Here is a 16,845-nt window from a genome sequence, read left to right on the forward strand (position 1 = left end):
GTGTGTCACTGGTTGCCGCCGCCAAAGCGCGCGGCGTCTGCAGCCGCCCGCCGAATGGCACCAGATTTGTGCACTGTTTCCATGAACTCCGCCTCGGGGTCGCTGTCATAGACAACGCCGCCTCCAGCTTGGATGTACAGCTTTTGGTCCTGAACAACGGCTGTCCGCAGGGCGATGCACATGTCCATGTCGCCACCCGCACTGAAGTATCCTACGCCGCCGCCATACACACCGCGCTTTTCCGGCTCCAACTCGTCGATGATTTCCATCGCCCTGACCTTTGGCGCGCCAGATACGGTGCCAGCGGGCATCCCGGCAAAGAAGGCGTCAAGCGCGTCTTTTCCCTCGGCCAGTTCACCCACGACGTTCGAGACGATGTGCATCACGTGGCTGTAGCGTTCGACGATGAACTCCTCAGTCGGTCGGACGGTGCCAATCTTGGCCACACGGCCCACATCGTTGCGGCCGAGATCCAATAGCATCAGATGCTCTGCCAGCTCTTTCTTGTCGGCCAGCAGATCGGCTTCCAGTTCCTTGTCCTTTTCGGGTGTGTCCCCGCGGGGACGGGTGCCTGCAATCGGGCGGATCGTAACCTCGTTGCCGAACACACGAACCAGGATTTCGGGGCTTGCACCCACGACCTGAAACCCACCGAAGTTGAAGTAGAACATGAAAGGTGACGGGTTCGTGCGCCGGAGCGACCGGTAGAGTGCGAAGGGTGGCTCCCGGAACTCCTGCGTCCAACGTTGTGCCGGTACGACCTGAAAGATGTCGCCCGCTTTGATGTAGTCGCGCGCCTTTTCGACAGCGGCCTTGTAGGCATCCTTGGTGAAGTTCGACACCGGTTCGGCTTGCGGGCTTGCGTCCCCCAGATCACGGGTTTCAACCGGCATTGCGCGTTCAAGGTCGCGGACGGCGTCCATCACCCGTTCTGCGGCCTGAGCATAGGCGGCGCGCGCCGATTGGCCATCGCTGACCCATGCAGGCGAGACGACAGTGACCTCACCCTTTACACCATCAAGAACGGCAACGACCGACGGGCGCAGCATCAGCGCATCTGGCAAGCCAAGCGGGTCGGGGTTGATGTCTGGAAGGCGTTCAACCAGCCGGATCATGTCATAACCCAAGTAGCCGAACAGGCCCGCGGCAGCTTGTGGCAGATTATCGGGCAGGTCGATGCGGCTTTCTTCGATCAGGGCGCGCAGTGCATCAAGCGGGTTGCCCTCCAGCGGCTCGAACGCATCTGCATCATAGCGGGCCATGCGGTTGATCGAGGAGGCTTCGCCGTCACATCGCCATATCAGATCAGGTTTCATCCCAATGATCGAGTATCGACCACGCACCTCACCGCCGGTGACGGACTCAAGTACAAACGCATCTTTCTGAGCACCCGTCAGCTTCAGCATCAGGGACACGGGCGTGTCCAGGTCTGCCGCAAGCCGGGTGTAAACCACTTGGTTCTGGCCTTCCGCATAGGCTGCGGCAAAGCTGTCAAAATCGGGAACGAGTGCCATCAGGGGAAGTTCACGTGCACGGCGTCCAACGCCTGCTGGTTGATTTGCGTCCCTGCACGCAGCACAACGTCTTCGCCGAAGATGTTGAAGATTTCACTGGCGAGAAGTTGGCCCATCTCGGCGCTGAGCGCTTCTGTTTCGGCCTGCACTTCCGGCGTGTCAGTGGTCTCGTTGACCGCATCAAGTCGGACAACCAGCACTGCGCCATAGCCCGAGATAATGCGCACGTCGCCGGGTTCCATTTCAAACACGGCAGGCATGAATGCGGGGGGCGTGCCCTGTACGAACGCGCTGCGGTCCAGATCGGTTTCGACGATAGAATCCAAGGATTGGCTGGCAAAGCTTTCGCCTGCTTCCAATGCAGGCAGCAGGGCTTCGGCCTTTTCGGTTAACCTGTTTTCCGTTTGCTCCGCTTCCCAGTTGCCTTGAACGTTCAGCTTCGCTTCCTCAAACGGGGCAGGGCGCGGCGGCAGGAGGTCGTCCATCCGCATGGCGACGATACCGCCATCGTCCAGCTGGACGATTTCCGGGAAGTCGTCTTGGGTCAGTTCCACAGCGGCATCGCGGAAGCCATCATAGGCTGCAATTCCGTCGCCCATGACCGGGAACCAGTCAATGGTACCCAGCTGCATGTCGGTTTCGGAATCCAATTCTTCGAGCGTTGCGCCGCCTGCCAGCAGGTTGTCGAACTCTTCGGCCAGAACTGCGACCTGCCGCCGTGCGGCGTCCAGGGCCAGTTCCTGCCGCAGTTGTGGCTCGGCATCCTCAAAGCTGATGATCTGAGCAGGCAGGACGCCGTTCACGCGAAACAGCGCCGGGCCAAGCGATGAGGGAAGGGGACCAACGACATCGCCAACCTCGGCGTTGAAAACAGCCTCGCCTGCGGCATCCAGTTCAAGACGGTTTACGTCACCCATGTCGACATCGGCCAGTTCCAACCCGCGCTCTGTCACCAGCGCTTCGAATGTTGTGCCGTCCACCTCAAGCTGCGCGGCGGCGCGTTCAGCGGCATCCGCATCAAGATAGACCAGACGCTCAACAAGGCGCCGTTCGGGACGGTTGTATTGATCTGCCCGCGCGTCGTATTCGGCGCGCAGGGTGCTTTCCTCGACCTCCATTGAGTCCAGGATCATGTCGGGCAGCAGAGCGGCATAGGTGATGCGCTTGGTTTCGGGCAGTTCGTAGTCGTCAAGGTTGTCTTCGTAATACGCGCGCAAAACCTCGTCCGAGGGTGTGGGCAGTGCCGTTTCAAGATCAGCCTGACCCAAACGCACCCATGTGAAGTCGCGTGTTTCGCCAAGAAAGGAGACCAGCGTGCGGGCGTATGTTTCGGGCATGCTGACACCTGAAACGATGGCACCCTGCAGGATCGAACGAGATACTTCCTCGCGCAGTTGATTTTCGAATTCGGATTCGCTGGTGCCTTGGTTGTCCAAGGTGAACCGGTAGGCATCGCGGTCAAACGAACCATCAAGGCCGCGGAACGCCGGAATGTTCAGGATTTCGTCGCGGATTGTTTCGTCACCAACGCTCAGGCCCATTTCGCCTGCTTCATGGTCCAGCGCGCGGGCGCGGACCAGACGGGCCAGAACAGCCTGATCCAGACCAATGGCTTGGGCACGGGCAAAGGTCAGGGGCGCGCCTGTTTGCTGGCCAACTGCCTGCATCTCGCGTTGCAGCGTGTTTGCATAGGTTTGGACGTCGATATGCTTGTCGCCGACCTTGCCCACGGTGCGGATTGTGCCCCCCAGACCATCAAGGCCAAAGCCAAGGCTGAGGCCCACAAACAAGAGGCCCAGAAGGATCCAAACGGCGATTTTCGAGATGGATGTGTTGCTCTTGGCCATGTGCGCCTTCTAACGGGTGTCGTTGCGGTTGAGGATGTCTAGCGGCACTGCCTGAGACGGGCAAGAGCCGTTGGATTCAAAGGCTCAGCGCTGACAGCCTTGTGTAGAGGTCACTAATGCCGCTGGCGTCAAGGTTAGCAAAGGCAATGCGCAATTGCTGGCGTCCTTCAGAGGCACCTTCGGGCCAAAACATTGTGCCCGGCAGGCACAGGATACCGGGATCTTGCACCAGTTTCGGGGCAAGGTCGGCTGACGACATGTCAAACGGGTGCTTCATGTAGGCGAAATAGGCACCCAGCCCCATGAGCTCCCACCCTTTGTCTGCCAGCACGGGAAGTCCATCGGTAATGGCCTTGCGCCGCGCGAGGATTTCGTCGCGTTCCCCCGCGACCCAGTCACCAAGGTTTTCCAGCCCCCAAAGAGCGGCGTACTGTCCGATCTGCCCCGGACAGATCGCAACGGTGTCGAGGAACTTTTCAGCCTCAGCCAACCGCGCCGAGGATGTCACCAATGCACCGACCCGGTGGCCGGTCAGGCGGTATGTCTTGGAAAACGAATAGAGATGGATGAACGTATTCTCCCATCCATCCTGTTGGAACAGGGCATGCGGCGCACCGCTGCGACTGTCGAAGTCGCGATAGGTTTCATCAACGATTAGGGCGATCCCGCGCGCCTTTGCCAGTTCGAAGAAGGCGAGCACGAGGTTATCGGGGTACTCAACGCCTGCCGGGTTGTTTGGCGTGACCAATGCAATGGCGCGCGTCCGGTCGGTGATCAGGGCGTCGGCGGCCGCGACATCCGGCAGCATACCGTCGCCCACGGGCAGCGGTGCAGAGGTGACGCCAGTCATATCCAGCCACATTTTATGGTTGAAATACCATGGGGTTGGCAGGATAACTTCATCCCCTTCCTCGCACAGCGTTGCGATTGCTGATGCAAAGGCTTGATTGCAGCCGGATGTGATCGCGACATTGGCTGCGCTCGTGTTCGCTCCGTAGTGGCGATTGATCTGCTCTGACAATCCTGCACGCAGGGCCGCCATGCCCAGAACCGGACCGTAGAGATGCGCATCATCTTTGGTGAGCGCCGCATCTGCCATCGCTTGGCGCAGCGCGTCGGGAGGAGGATCAACCGGCGCCGCTTGGCTGACGTTGATCAGCGGACGGTCTTCGGGGAAGGTGACGCCCTCGATCCAGCGCCGCGCCTCCATCACCGGAGGGGCGAATGTGGAAGCGGTGCGTGTCGTGGTCATGTGAGTGCTCGTTTTGAAAGCGCCGGAACCTCCGGCGGTCGTTTGGCGGGCCCGGTGCGTGCGTTCTCAGTCGGTGCCGCGGTAAGGCTCGACATATTGCAGGGCCATATCCCAGGGGAAGAAGATCCACGTGTCCTGGCTGACGCCTGTGATGAACGTATCGACCATCGGTTCGCCCTTGGGCTTGGCATAGACGGTGGCAAAATGCGCTTTGGGGTATAGTTCGCGTACCACCTCAAGCGTGCGGCCAGAATCGACCAGATCGTCGATCACCAAGATACCCGTGCCGTCGCCCATCAGTTCGGCGTCAGGTGCCTTGAGCACTTCAACCTCGCCCTGGCTTTGGTGGTGGTAGGATTTGACGCTGATCGTATCCACGGTGCGAATGTCCAACTCGCGGCTGACGATCATGGCCGGTGCCATGCCGCCCCGCGTAATCGCCACGACGGCCCGCCACGCGCCTTCATCCGGTCCTTGCCCATCAAGGCGCCACGCCAGCGCCCGGCTGTCGCGGTGGATTTGATCCCAGCTGATGTGGAACCCTTTTTCATGGGGGAGGCGGTCTGCCATTGTTTACTTCTCCAGGATCAGGCGCACGCCAAGCGCGCCTAGCAGTGTGGCCGCGATGCGGTCGAAAACAGGTTTGAGGCTGACATAACCGCGTCGAATGTGCGGTGTGCTGAGCGCAAGGGCGAGAAGCGTGTAGAACGCCAGTTCAAGCAGCCAGTGATTCAACACGATCGCAGCAATATCTGCTGGTGCGAGCCCTTTAGGAAAAACAACGACAATCACGGCGGCCGCAAACAGCATCGACTTCGGATTGCCCAGGTTCAAGAGCATTCCTGACAATACTGCCTGTCCGCGTGGCCTCGGTGCATCGCCAAGCTCGTCACGTGCATGTCGCCATGTTTGGATCGCAATCCATATCAGGTAGAGCGCCCCACCGATCTTGAGCGCGGTATAGGTCCAAGGAAAGAGTGTAAAGACAGCCTCAAGACCCAATAGCGCTGCCATCGTCCACATCGCGGCAGCGGTGCCGAGACCAACACCGGTCGCAATGCCAGCCGCGCGACCGCCTGTTACGGTCGCCTTGGTGATAAACAACATGGCCGCACCGGGAGAAAGCAGCGCAGCCAAAAGGACCGTATTGAAAGCTATTAGTTCTGCCAGCGTCAGGCTCATCCGTTACCCTTTTTCAATGTCTGGGGCGTCGACGGCCTTCATGCCGACCACATGGTATCCAGCATCAACGTGCAGGTTTTCGCCCGTCGTGCCAGACCCCAGATCGCTGAGCAGGAACAGTGCGGATTTGCCAACATCGTCGATGGTTACGTTGCGGCGCAGCGGCGAGTTGTATTCGTTCCACTTCATGATGTAGCGGAAATCACCGATGCCGGAGGCGGCCAGGGTCTTGATTGGGCCGGCGCTGATTGCGTTGACGCGAATGTTGTCCTTGCCCAGATCCTCGGCCAGATATTTGACCGATGCCTCGAGTGCGGCCTTGGCGACACCCATGACATTGTAGTGCGGCATGACCTGTTCGGCGCCGTAATAGGTGAGGGTCAGCGCGCTACCACCATCGGTCATCATCTTTTCAGCCCGCTGCATCACGGCAGTGAACGAATAGACCGAGATATCCATGGTCAGCGCGAAATTGCCGCGGCTGGTATCAACGTAGCGCCCACGCAACTCATTCTTGTCCGAGAAGCCAATGGCGTGGACGATGAAGTCCAACGTGCCCCAGCGATCCTTGAGTGCCTCGAAAAGAGCATCAATCGAGGTTTCGTCGCCGACATCGCACGGAAGGACGATATCGCTGCCCAACTGCGCCGCCAGAGGATCGACGCGTTTCTTGAGCGCATCCCCTTGATACGAGAACGCAAGTTCCGCGCCAGCATCGGCCAGGGTCCGTGCAATTCCCCATGCGATGGATTTGTCATTGGCGAGACCCATGATCAGACCCCGCTTGCCCGTCATCAAATTGCTCGCCATGTCACTGCCCATACCGTCCCTCATTGTCGGCTTTGTGTCTGGCGGTCAGCTTTAGGCCATTGCCCCAGACGCATCAAGAGAGGGGCGGCAGTTGAACCTGCCAGCGTCGAAGGTTAGCTGTTTGAAAACTGGACAGGAGGCTGACATGACAGATCGAGCGGGCAAATTCGCTGGCGAAAATCCCTTTGATATTGTCCGCGCGTGGATGAGCGATGCCGAAGGCACAGAGATGAACGACCCAAACGCCATTGCACTGAGCACTGTCGATGCCGACGGCCTGCCCAATGTCCGCATGGTCTTGCTGAAAGAAGTCGAAGATGATGCCTTTGTCTTCTACACGAATTACACCAGCGCGAAGGCTGCGGAACTGGACCACGCGGGCAAGGCTGCCTTTGTGATGCATTGGAAGTCGCTGCGGCGGCAAGTACGGGTGCGCGGTATTGTCGAGAAAGAAGAGGGAGCGAAGGCTGACGCCTATTATGCATCCCGTTCACTTAAATCGCGCCTTGGGGCATGGGCGTCAGACCAAAGCGCGCCGCTGGACAGCCGTGCCGCGCTGATGGCTACGGTGGCCAAGGTCACGGCGCAGCACGGCACCAGTCCTTCCCGCCCACCGTTTTGGGGCGGCTACAGGATCGTGCCGGTCGAGATAGAATTCTGGGCAGACGGCGCCTTCCGGTTACATGATCGTTTCTGCTGGCGACGTGAAAAACCCGGCTCTGCATGGCAAGTGACGCGCCTAAGTCCGTGAATTTCACGTAGCGTGAAATGTAAACATCTGAATTTATAGCGGTAATTCATGCTTGAATTCAGAGGTCAAAATGGCGCAAGTCTTGGTATGCGGCATAATGCACTCATAGAAAGACAAGTCTTGTCAGAACACAGTCAAGATACGGATGTGGTCACCGGGACCGTGAAGTGGTTCGACCCTGTGAAAGGGTTCGGTTTCATTGTGGCCAATTCCGACGGTCCCGACATTTTGCTGCACGTAAATGTGTTGCGAAATTTTGGTCAGTCGTCCGTCGCGGACGGGGCCAAGGTCAATGTGCGCGTACAGCGTACGGAACGCGGCGTTCAAGCCGTTGAAGTCAAGTCTATAACGCCTCCAGACCATACGGATTCGTCCTCCCTTAATGATCTGGCTGAAATGGACCAGCATGACGTGTCAGAGGCGCCCTTGCAGCCGGGACGCGTGAAATGGTTCGATAAGGGTAAGGGATTCGGTTTTGCCAATGTGTTTGGCAGTTCCGAAGATGTGTTCTTGCATGTGGAAGTCTTGCGCCGCTCCGGCCTGTCGGACCTTCAGCCTGGCGAAGCTCTTGCGTTGCGTGTGATTGACGGAAAACGGGGTCACATGGCGGCGGAAGTGCTGGCATGGGAAGCTGCGCTGGCAAAAAAGGACCGTTGACGATGCACCGCTCGTGCCATCGGGCGTTCTTTGCACTGGTTTTCTGTTTTTTTGCGCAAGCAGTTGCAGCAAAGTGCAATGACGCGACGGTTTGGCTTCGGGGTGAGTTCGGTTCGGCCCGGTTTAACGTTGAGATCGCCGATACCAATCGAGAGCGGGCCATTGGGCTGATGAACCGACCGTCCATGGCTGCGAGCGAAGGGATGCTTTTCGTCTACCCCCGGCCTCAACCATTGTCGTTCTGGATGAGAAACACCCTGATCTCGCTTGATATGCTGTTCCTTGATCCGACCGGAACCGTAACCAAGATTCATCACGAGGCCGTCCCACTGGATGAAACACCGATTCCCGGTGGGGACGGACTCACTCACGTTCTCGAAATCAATGGCGGGCTGGCCCGTATGATGGGGATTCAAGAGGGGACGCAGATGCGACACCCCAGCTTTGATCAAGATATCGCTGTTTGGCCCTGTTGATTGCACGCTTTGGGCTTTTCAATTGCGTCGGCCCCGTCTAAGACAGCGCCACGGTCGGAGCGTGGCGCAGCCTGGTAGCGCACCTGTTTTGGGTACAGGGGGTCGGAGGTTCGAATCCTCTCGCTCCGACCATTTCCACCTAGTTTGATGCAATGCCGCCTGTTGCGACGAGCAGTTGGTCCATCAATTGATCGAGCGCTGGTTGCTTGATGTAGATGCGCCGTGGATTGCCTGATTTTTGCACAACTTCGGCAAAGTAGGACAATTCCACAACAATATCGCCATCAGTCTTGTCCGTTTCCTTTTGAACGACAAGTGTTGGCGCTTCGAGAGCACCATCATATTGCAGGACAAGAAATGCTGCCACGTCTGGTGGCGGCAGAATTCGGCATTGGATGACAGAACGCGATACAACCCGCAAATTGTCACCCGGAGCGTCACAGGACGAACGGAACGCTTCATCGAGCTGCGCGGGATTCGCGGCAAATGTCGCGCGACGAACAGGCAGGTCTTGTTCGTCAGTCACTACTCTTTCTACATATTGTGGTGCGCAGGCGCTGAGTGCGACCGCGAAACAAGCTATGATTGGTCGCATTTTGTGGGCCTCTGCTCCGGGATGTGTCGACCTGACCACATTTTCCGCAGCGCGGCAAAACCTTTCTTTGGTCGCGCGCCTTTACTGTGGATAACTTCACGTGAAGCATCCACAGGTTGGACTAAGTAAGCCGATTGGTTCGAGTTTTTCAGATGAGTGCCGTGGACGAAATTTGGCCGATACAACCTCTCGTTAACGAAGTGAATCGCAAGCCGTGCCGACGCGCAAAACCGGCCTCTCCGGTCAAGAAAAAAGATGTCAAAAAACTTTTAAAATGTCGTTGACGTGAACCCTCTGAATACGTCAGTTTGTGTGGGCCGGGTGGTTCACCACAATATTTAGTGGTCAACACTATGGGCGAAGCGCCGGGCACGAGGGACAGGGGAACACCGTATCATCAGCGGATTTTGCAGCCACACATCAGTGTCTGCGGGGTGGTTCAGTGACTTTGTGCCGGCATAAACACGGGGCCCTGCAACGTCAGGCGCACCTTTCGGAACACCAGCTGGGAATGAGGCAGCGCGATGAAGATTGAAAGACAGTTCACTAAAGCCGGTCAGGATGCGTATGCGGCGCTTAATTTCGTGACGACAACGTCCGAGATCCGCAATCCGGATGGGACTGTGGTGTTCCGGTTGGACGAGGTCGAGGTTCCGAATTCGTGGAGCCAAGTGGCCAGCGACGTCATCGCACAAAAATACTTCCGCAAGGCCGGCGTGCCGTCCAAGCTGCAGAAGGTTGAAGAAAAGGACGTTCCTGAGTTTCTGTGGCGGTCTGAAGCAGCCGATGGCGCCATAATGGGCGGCGAAACGTCGTCCAAGCAAGTCTTTGACCGCTTGGCCGGTGCATGGGCGTATTGGGGCTGGAAGGGTGGTTACTTCACGACCGAGGAAGATGCGCGCGCTTATTATGACGAAATGCGCCACATGCTGGCAACACAACGCGCCGCACCGAACAGCCCACAATGGTTTAACACGGGCCTGCACTGGGCCTACGGCATCGACGGACCGGCCCAGGGTCACCATTATGTCGACTACAAGACTGGCAAACTGACCAAATCCAAGTCTTCCTACGAACACCCGCAGCCGCATGCTTGCTTTATCCAATCGGTCGAAGATGACCTGGTGAACGATGGCGGCATCATGGACCTGTGGGTCCGCGAGGCGCGCCTGTTTAAATACGGTTCGGGCACCGGCACCAACTTCTCCAGTCTGCGCGCAGCGGGCGAGAGCCTTTCTGGCGGCGGCAAGTCTTCAGGCCTGATGGGTTTCCTCAAGATCGGTGACCGTGCAGCGGGGGCAATCAAGTCGGGTGGAACCACCCGTCGTGCCGCCAAGATGGTGATTGTCGATGCCGACCACCCGGATATCGAAGACTTCATCAACTGGAAGGTAATCGAAGAGCAAAAAGTGGCGTCGATTGTCGCCGGGTCCAAGATGCACGAAGAGAAGCTGAACGGCATCTTTGAAGCCATCGGCACATGGGATGGCGCCGAAGCAGACGCTTATGATCCCAAGAAAAACAACGCGTTGAAGGATGCAGTGAAAGCAGCCAAAAAGGTTGCGATCCCCGAGACTTACATCAAGCGGGTGCTGGACTACGCCAAGCAGGGTCACACCAGCATTGAATTCCCCACATACGACACGGACTGGGACAGCGAGGCCTACAGCTCGGTTTCGGGCCAGAACTCGAACAACTCGATCCGAGTGACCAACGCGTTCCTGACAGCGGTCGAGAAGGACGCTGATTGGGAACTGATCAATCGCGTTGATGGGTCGATCACCAAGACCGTCAGAGCGCGCGACTTGTGGGAGCAGGTGGGCCATGCGGCATGGGCCTGTGCCGACCCGGGCATTCAGTACCACGACACGGTCAACGACTGGCATACATGCCCTGAGGACGGGCAAATCCGGGGCTCGAACCCATGTTCAGAGTACATGTTCCTGGACGATACGGCCTGCAACCTGGCTTCGATGAACCTGTTGACCTTCCTGAAAGATGGTAAATTCCAAGTCGAAGAGTACATGCACGCGTCCCGCCTGTGGACTGTAACGCTGGAAATCTCGGTCATGATGGCGCAGTTTCCTTCGAAGGAAATCGCGCAGCGCTCCTATGACTTCCGCACGCTGGGTTTGGGCTATGCCAACATTGGCGGCCTGCTGATGAACATGGGCCACGGTTACGACAGTGACGAGGGCCGTGCGCTCTGCGGTGCGCTGACTGCGATCATGACCGGCGTATCCTATGCCACTTCAGCCGAGATGGCAGGCGAACTTGGCCCATTCCCTGGTTACCAAAAGAACGCTGACCACATGCTGCGTGTCATGCGCAACCACCGCAATGCCGCCTATGGCGCGACCGAAGGCTACGAGAAGCTGGCGGTGAAACCTGTCGCTCTCGACCACGCCAACTGCCCAGATCCACGCCTGATCGACGTAGCCATGGGCACATGGGATGAAGCGCTGAAACTGGGCGAGGCACATGGCTACCGGAACGCGCAATCCACAGTTATCGCGCCCACCGGTACCATCGGTCTGGTCATGGACTGCGACACTACGGGGATCGAGCCGGACTTTGCCCTGGTAAAGTTCAAAAAGCTGGCTGGTGGCGGTTACTTCAAAATCATCAACCGCTCAGTGCCTGCGGCGCTGGAGAACCTCGGCTATGGCTCGGCCCAGATCGAAGAGATCATCAGCTATGCCGTGGGTCATGGGTCAATTGGCAACGCTCCGGCAATTAACCACACGACGCTGACCGGTCACGGCTTTGGTGCCAATGAGCTGGCTAAGGTGGACGCCGCGCTGGAAAGCGCCTTCGACATCCGCTTTGTCTTCAACCAGTGGACGCTGGGCGAAGAGTTCTGCACCGGTGTGTTGGGCATCCCAGCTGAAAAGCTGAACGATCCAACCTTTGATCTGCTCAAGTCGTTGGGCTTCTCCAAGGCTGATATCGACGCTGCAAACGACCATGTTTGCGGAACGATGACGCTGGAAGGGGCGCCACACCTGAAGGAAGAACACTACCACATCTTCGACTGCGCCAATCCGTGCGGCAAGAAAGGCAAGCGTTTCCTGAGTGTTGACAGCCACATCACTATGATGGCCGCAGCGCAGTCGTTCATCTCTGGTGCGATCTCCAAAACGATCAACATGCCCAACGATGCGACCATCGAGGACTGCCAACGCGCTTACGAGTTGTCTTGGTCGCTTGGGGTAAAGGCAAACGCGCTTTACCGCGACGGCTCGAAACTCTCGCAACCTCTGGCCGCAGCGCTGGTCGAGGATGACGAGGACGCGCAGGAGGTTCTGGAAAGCGGAGCACCCGCAGAGAAAGCCGCCGTTCTCGCCGAGAAGATTGTTGAGAAGATCGTTGTGAAGGAGATTGTGAAGTCTCACCGCGAAAAGATGCCTCAGCGCCGCAAGGGTTACACTCAGAAAGCCATCGTTGGCGGCCACAAGGTCTATTTGCGGACGGGCGAGTATGAAGACGGCAATCTGGGTGAGATCTTCATCGATATGCACAAGGAAGGTGCTGGCTTCCGGGCAATGATGAACAACTTTGCCATCGCCGTGTCCGTCGGTTTGCAATACGGTGTTCCGCTGGAAGAGTTCGTGGATGCATTCACCTTCACCAAGTTCGAACCTGCGGGCATGGTTCAAGGCAATGACAGTATCAAGAACGCGACGTCGATCCTTGACTACGTGTTCCGCGAACTGGCCGTGTCCTACCTTGACCGTACGGACCTGGCGCACGTGAAACCCGAGGGTGCGACCTTTGACGACATCGGTCGCGGCGAAGAAGAGGGCGTGTCCAACGTCTCTGAGCTGTCCGAGACTGCCGCGTCAAAGTCCCTGGAAGTGCTGAAGCAAATCAGCTCCACCGGTTATCTGCGCAAGCGTCTGCCCCAGGATCTGGTGGTGCTGCAGGGCGGCATGGCGGAAGAGGTCACAATGGACGCAGAGGTCGCCTTGCAGACGCTTGTGCCCGAAGTGGCAGTGAACGGTGCGGCATCTGTGTCGACCACGACCGTCACGGCGGCCACCACCACCATGGATGCGCGCACCAAGGCCAAGATGCAGGGTTACGAAGGCGAAGCCTGCGGCGAATGCGGCAACTACACGCTGGTGCGCAACGGCACCTGCATGAAGTGCAACACCTGCGGCGCAACGTCTGGGTGTAGCTAAGAGTTACGCACCCCGGGGAAGGGGCGCGAGGGGGCCGGGCTGGCTGGACCGGTCTGGCTCCCGACGAGACGGGTGGGGCGGTACTTGAAGTCCTTCCCACCTTCACACGGGGCGGGTGCGCTCGCCCCCGACGACGTTCAGGCCGCAGGCAGAAAAGTACCGGGCGGTTAACATATTGAGCCTGAACGGCGAAACTCACAGGGGGGCCTTTTGGTCCCCCTTTTTCTGTTGAGGCGGTGGTGTTCTCTTTGCTGCGCAAATTCGCCCAGCCACCGCCCGCGAAGGGAGCGGCCAGTCTTGTGGTTATTCTGCTAGGAGAAGCCGCAGTTTTGCACGTGCACGAGAGAGGCGGGACATAACAGTCCCCAAGGGCAGATCCGTTGCTTTTGCCAGGGCAAGGGGTGAAGTCTCCCCTGCAATAAGGAGTTCCATCAACTCGCGCTGTGGTTTGGGCAACTTCGCAATTGCGGCAAGGGTGTCCGCACAATCCAGACGTAACAAGGCTTCTGGTTCGGTCAGGGCGTGTTCTTCCTCCAGTTTTTCAGTGGCAAGCAGCCGAAAACCGTTGCGCGCCCGGTTTGACAAGGTGCGCATTGCATAAGAAGGCATGTTCTCGATCCGATGACCGTCGTTCAGGCGCTGACACAGGCTGAGCAACGTGTCCTGCACAAGGTCTTCTGCCTCGGCGCTTTCATCTGTCAGCCTCTGTGCACGCTGCTCTAACACAGGGATGAGTGGCACAAGACGGAGAAGTTTTTTGGCCTGTTTCATGGCCGCGAAGCTGATCTTTCTGTCTCCGCTTGAATAGCCCGGGGGTTTTCGCCGATTGGGTTTGCCCCCTCTTTTTGGGCAGCACGCCGCGCATGGCAATCGCCGGGATCGGCAGGCGCTTGCGCGGTTGGAAGGGGTGAAGCCGGGAAGGGGGTGCAGTCCCGAAATTTGTGCTCATGTACATCAAGGGCGCCGGAAACAGGCCCCTGAAACAACCAAACTCGATAGGAGTTCACTAATGACCAAGATTGCTTCTCTGACTTTCGTAGCAGCGCTCACCATCCCGGCCTTTGCAGTGGCCGAAGGTGCAGCGGAGCTCGATACGAATGGGGATGGCGTGCTGACCATCGACGAAGTGCAAGCAAGCTTTCCCGACGTAACCTCGGATGTTTTCACCGCGATGGATCTGAACGCCGATGGCGCTCTGGATGCAGATGAAGTGGCCGCCGCGCAAGAAGCGGGCCTGATGCCACCCACAGACGGTTAACCCGAACACCCGACTTTTGCCGCGTGTCATTGTCCGCGTGGTAAAGGGTGGGGGTGTGAGGTCCGGTCTCCCCCCAGGGGCCGGGCCTCATTTTTTTGTGTGAAGAGTGGCTGGGTTGGATTCGGCTGCGGATTCACCTTGTTTTCATGAAGATGAAGGCCAGCAGCAGGGTGTCACCCCCCGTGCAGCATCCGTGCACCCCCTGTACACCCCCAACGGACGGTCGGCGTGAGGTTAACGCAACGTGCGGTGATGTAGGATGTTTCGCCTCCGGATTTTCGGAAACACCTGAAGTTCGCCTGACAGCGGCGCGATTATTGGGTTTGTCGAGATCTGAGCCCGCAATGGCCATGTCACGGCTGTTTGCGGACCGACCCTTCGGGGAGGACTTTTTGAAACAGGGAAGAGGGACCGCTTTTGTAAGGCGGTGCCCGCTCTCTATTTTTGGGTCAACTGCTTGGCAGATGGATGTTGAACGTGTCGCGAATGTCCGCATCAAGGGCAAAGTCGAGGGCTGCAGCTGGACGGCTGGCGAGAATTTCCAGCTTGCGCGCCGCCGCTTTTTCCAAAAGGTCCGGCTTGCCCAGTTCGACCCATTCCTTGGGCGAGGTGCGGTCGCCGAAGGTCGGATAGACGCAGTCCGATTGCATACGCGATAGTGTCTGTTCGGTTCCAAGGTAGTGACCGGGACCTTCCATGCATACCTTTGCCATCTGGTCGAGAGCCAGTGTTTCGTCCGTCACTTCGATCCCGCGGGTGCAACGCAGGGCCTGTCCGATGATATCGTCGCCGAGGATCAGGCTTTCGTGGCAGAAGCCCAGAAGCGATGCGTGCATGCCCGCAGCTTCGTAGACCATGTTCAATCCCGAGATGCCCGCCATGACATTCGAACACATCTGTTCCCACCCGGCCTGCATGTCGGGCAGCTTGCTGTCTGTCGCCCCGGCCGCAGCACCGCCGGGAAGGTCATAGAACCGGTGCATCTGGGCGCATCCGGCGGACAGCAATGCTTGTTCACCTGATCCGATGGACATCGCGCCTGTGCGCAGATCAAGACCGAATGGCCATGTGCCGAAGATGGCTGGGGCGCCGGGTTTGACCGCGTTGACATAGACGAGGCCCGCGAGGCACTCGGCCACAGCCTGCACGATGGCGCCTGCGATGGTTGAGGGGGCAGTGGCGCCGCTCATCCCCGCAGAGAGAAGCAGAACGGGCAGCCCGGCCTTGATGCATTCCTCCATCACCTGGCAGCTTTCGGAGGCGAACTTCATCGGTGGCACGACGAAGCAGTTCGTATTTGAGACGAAGGGGCGTGCGCGCCAGGCGTCTTCCCCGCCCGCAATCATGTGCAGCATTTCGACCGCAGGCGCCACGCAATGCGGTTCGGAAAAGCTGGTGCCGATATGTTTGGTTGTGCCGGAGACGCAGGCGTAGACCGAGTTGTACTCCATCTCGACCGTGTCGGGGATGTCACGACAGATCATAGGCCGTTGGCAGAAATGAATATTGTCGAGCACGTCGCATATGCGCGCTGCGTCGTGCAGGTCCTGGACTGTGCTGTCGCGGTAGTTCTGGCCATCGATATCCACCATGTGCACAGCCGCACCAGCCGTGCCGTAGTGAACGCGGGAGCCGCTAAGATCGAGGTCATGCTTGCCGTCGCGGCTGCACAGGGTGATCGACCTGTTTGCCTTTGCAATGGTGTCTTCGACAAGTGCGCGCGGGAAGCGGATGCGCCCGTCGTCGCCCAGGATTGCGCCCGCACTGGTCAGGTATTCTACGCCGGACGGCGGCGCATCGGCGAGGCCGATGGTTTCGAGAGCGTCCAGTGCAGCCGTGTGGATGCGCTGAACCTCTGAGTCGGTCAGTGGATTGTAGCGGCCACCCTCAAGGCCGGGGCGCACGGGGCGCAGATGGTCGGGGAGGGCGGTGGCGCGCGCAGCACGGCGTGCGGCCCGGCCGCCAGAGCGAGAGGGGGTTTGGTCGTTCATTTTCATAGTCCATGGGCAAGTGTGCGATGTATCGAGTGCGGTCAGATCACACCAATACTGGTCGCCCGCGCGCGGCCCTGCCGCGTTCGGCCCCGATGGTCCGTGCCACCAGTGAAATCTTGCTAAAGGTGCCCTGCACGACGTGCGACTCCCCTGTCACCTTTGTTTCAACATGTCACGCTTCGTCACGCTGACGTGCGAAACGTCGCTTGTCTTGTCTGTTTGCGACATGTTGCGCGCGGCTTGTTGCTGCAACTTGGCATGGATTTGGGCGGTCTGATGCGCAGTCACAGCACTATAAGCGCTGGGGGCTGGAACTGTGCCGCGT

The 16,845-nt window shown here is 58.6% G+C and carries 14 protein-coding genes and 1 tRNA gene; 6 read left to right on the forward strand and 9 right to left on the reverse strand.

Annotated features, from left to right (window positions below; genetic code table 11):
* Positions 1–5 precede the first annotated feature (5 nt).
* From trpE to fabI, 6 genes are all read right to left on the reverse strand, one after another.
* Complete coding sequence (trpE, locus tag IE087_RS16500) at positions 6–1,514, reverse strand: anthranilate synthase component I (RefSeq protein ID WP_189370480.1); 1,509 nt, start codon at positions 1,512–1,514, stop codon at positions 6–8.
* Positions 1,514–3,361 (reverse strand): peptidylprolyl isomerase, encoded by a 1,848-nt coding sequence (locus tag IE087_RS16505; protein WP_189370481.1) that lies wholly within the window; start codon positions 3,359–3,361, stop codon positions 1,514–1,516. Before IE087_RS16505 ends, trpE begins: the two co-directional genes overlap by 1 nt.
* A gap of 76 nt (positions 3,362–3,437) precedes the next feature.
* Entirely contained in the window at positions 3,438–4,613 is a 1,176-nt protein-coding gene (locus tag IE087_RS16510) for an aminotransferase (RefSeq protein ID WP_189370482.1), read from the reverse strand.
* 66 nt (positions 4,614–4,679) lie between these two features.
* On the reverse strand, positions 4,680–5,183 hold the full coding sequence (gpt, locus tag IE087_RS16515; protein WP_189370483.1) for a xanthine phosphoribosyltransferase: 504 nt from the start codon (positions 5,181–5,183) through the stop codon (positions 4,680–4,682).
* 3 nt (positions 5,184–5,186) lie between these two features.
* Positions 5,187–5,795, reverse strand: coding sequence for a LysE family translocator (locus IE087_RS16520; protein WP_229801429.1), 609 nt, complete (start codon positions 5,793–5,795; stop codon positions 5,187–5,189).
* A 3-nt stretch (positions 5,796–5,798) separates the two neighbouring features.
* Complete coding sequence (gene fabI, locus IE087_RS16525) at positions 5,799–6,605, reverse strand: enoyl-ACP reductase FabI (RefSeq protein WP_189370831.1); 807 nt, start codon at positions 6,603–6,605, stop codon at positions 5,799–5,801.
* Positions 6,606–6,750: 145 nt separating this feature from the next.
* Here fabI and pdxH point away from each other — a divergent pair, with 145 nt between their 5' ends.
* The 4 genes from pdxH to IE087_RS16545 all read left to right on the forward strand — a co-directional run bounded on the left by pdxH (position 6,751) and on the right by IE087_RS16545 (position 8,621).
* Positions 6,751–7,356, forward strand: a complete 606-nt coding sequence (gene pdxH, locus IE087_RS16530) for a pyridoxamine 5'-phosphate oxidase (RefSeq protein WP_189370484.1) — start codon at positions 6,751–6,753, stop codon at positions 7,354–7,356.
* Between the two features lie 87 nt (positions 7,357–7,443).
* On the forward strand, positions 7,444–8,013 hold the full coding sequence (locus IE087_RS16535; RefSeq protein WP_189370485.1) for a cold-shock protein: 570 nt from the start codon (positions 7,444–7,446) through the stop codon (positions 8,011–8,013).
* 2 nt (positions 8,014–8,015) lie between these two features.
* Positions 8,016–8,489 (forward strand): DUF192 domain-containing protein, encoded by a 474-nt coding sequence (locus IE087_RS16540; protein WP_189370486.1) that lies wholly within the window; start codon positions 8,016–8,018, stop codon positions 8,487–8,489.
* 55 nt (positions 8,490–8,544) lie between these two features.
* A tRNA-Pro gene (locus IE087_RS16545) sits at positions 8,545–8,621 on the forward strand.
* A gap of 7 nt (positions 8,622–8,628) precedes the next feature.
* Here IE087_RS16545 and IE087_RS16550 read toward each other — a convergent pair.
* Positions 8,629–9,015, reverse strand: coding sequence for a hypothetical protein (locus IE087_RS16550; RefSeq protein ID WP_189370487.1), 387 nt, complete (start codon positions 9,013–9,015; stop codon positions 8,629–8,631).
* 593 nt (positions 9,016–9,608) lie between these two features.
* On the opposite strand from IE087_RS16550, the gene IE087_RS16555 reads away from it, so the two are divergent.
* Complete coding sequence (locus IE087_RS16555) at positions 9,609–13,268, forward strand: vitamin B12-dependent ribonucleotide reductase (RefSeq protein ID WP_189370488.1); 3,660 nt, start codon at positions 9,609–9,611, stop codon at positions 13,266–13,268.
* Between the two features lie 303 nt (positions 13,269–13,571).
* On the opposite strand, the gene IE087_RS16560 is transcribed toward IE087_RS16555, so the two are convergent.
* The gene (locus tag IE087_RS16560; RefSeq protein ID WP_189370489.1) at positions 13,572–14,039 is read right to left on the reverse strand and encodes an RNA polymerase sigma factor; all 468 of its coding nucleotides are present in this window, start codon (positions 14,037–14,039) and stop codon (positions 13,572–13,574) included.
* A gap of 238 nt (positions 14,040–14,277) precedes the next feature.
* On the opposite strand from IE087_RS16560, the gene IE087_RS16565 reads away from it, so the two are divergent.
* Complete coding sequence (locus IE087_RS16565; protein WP_189370490.1) at positions 14,278–14,526, forward strand: penta-EF hand family protein; 249 nt, start codon at positions 14,278–14,280, stop codon at positions 14,524–14,526.
* 449 nt (positions 14,527–14,975) lie between these two features.
* Here the strand turns inward: IE087_RS16565 and IE087_RS16570 are convergent, their stop codons facing one another.
* A complete protein-coding gene (locus IE087_RS16570; protein WP_189370491.1) occupies positions 14,976–16,517 on the reverse strand; it encodes a trimethylamine methyltransferase family protein in 1,542 nt (513 codons plus the stop codon).
* Between the last annotated feature and the right edge of the window lie 328 nt (positions 16,518–16,845).

The organism is Tateyamaria omphalii (genome assembly GCF_014651375.1).
GTDB classification, from domain to species: Bacteria; Pseudomonadota; Alphaproteobacteria; order Rhodobacterales; family Rhodobacteraceae; genus Tateyamaria; species Tateyamaria omphalii.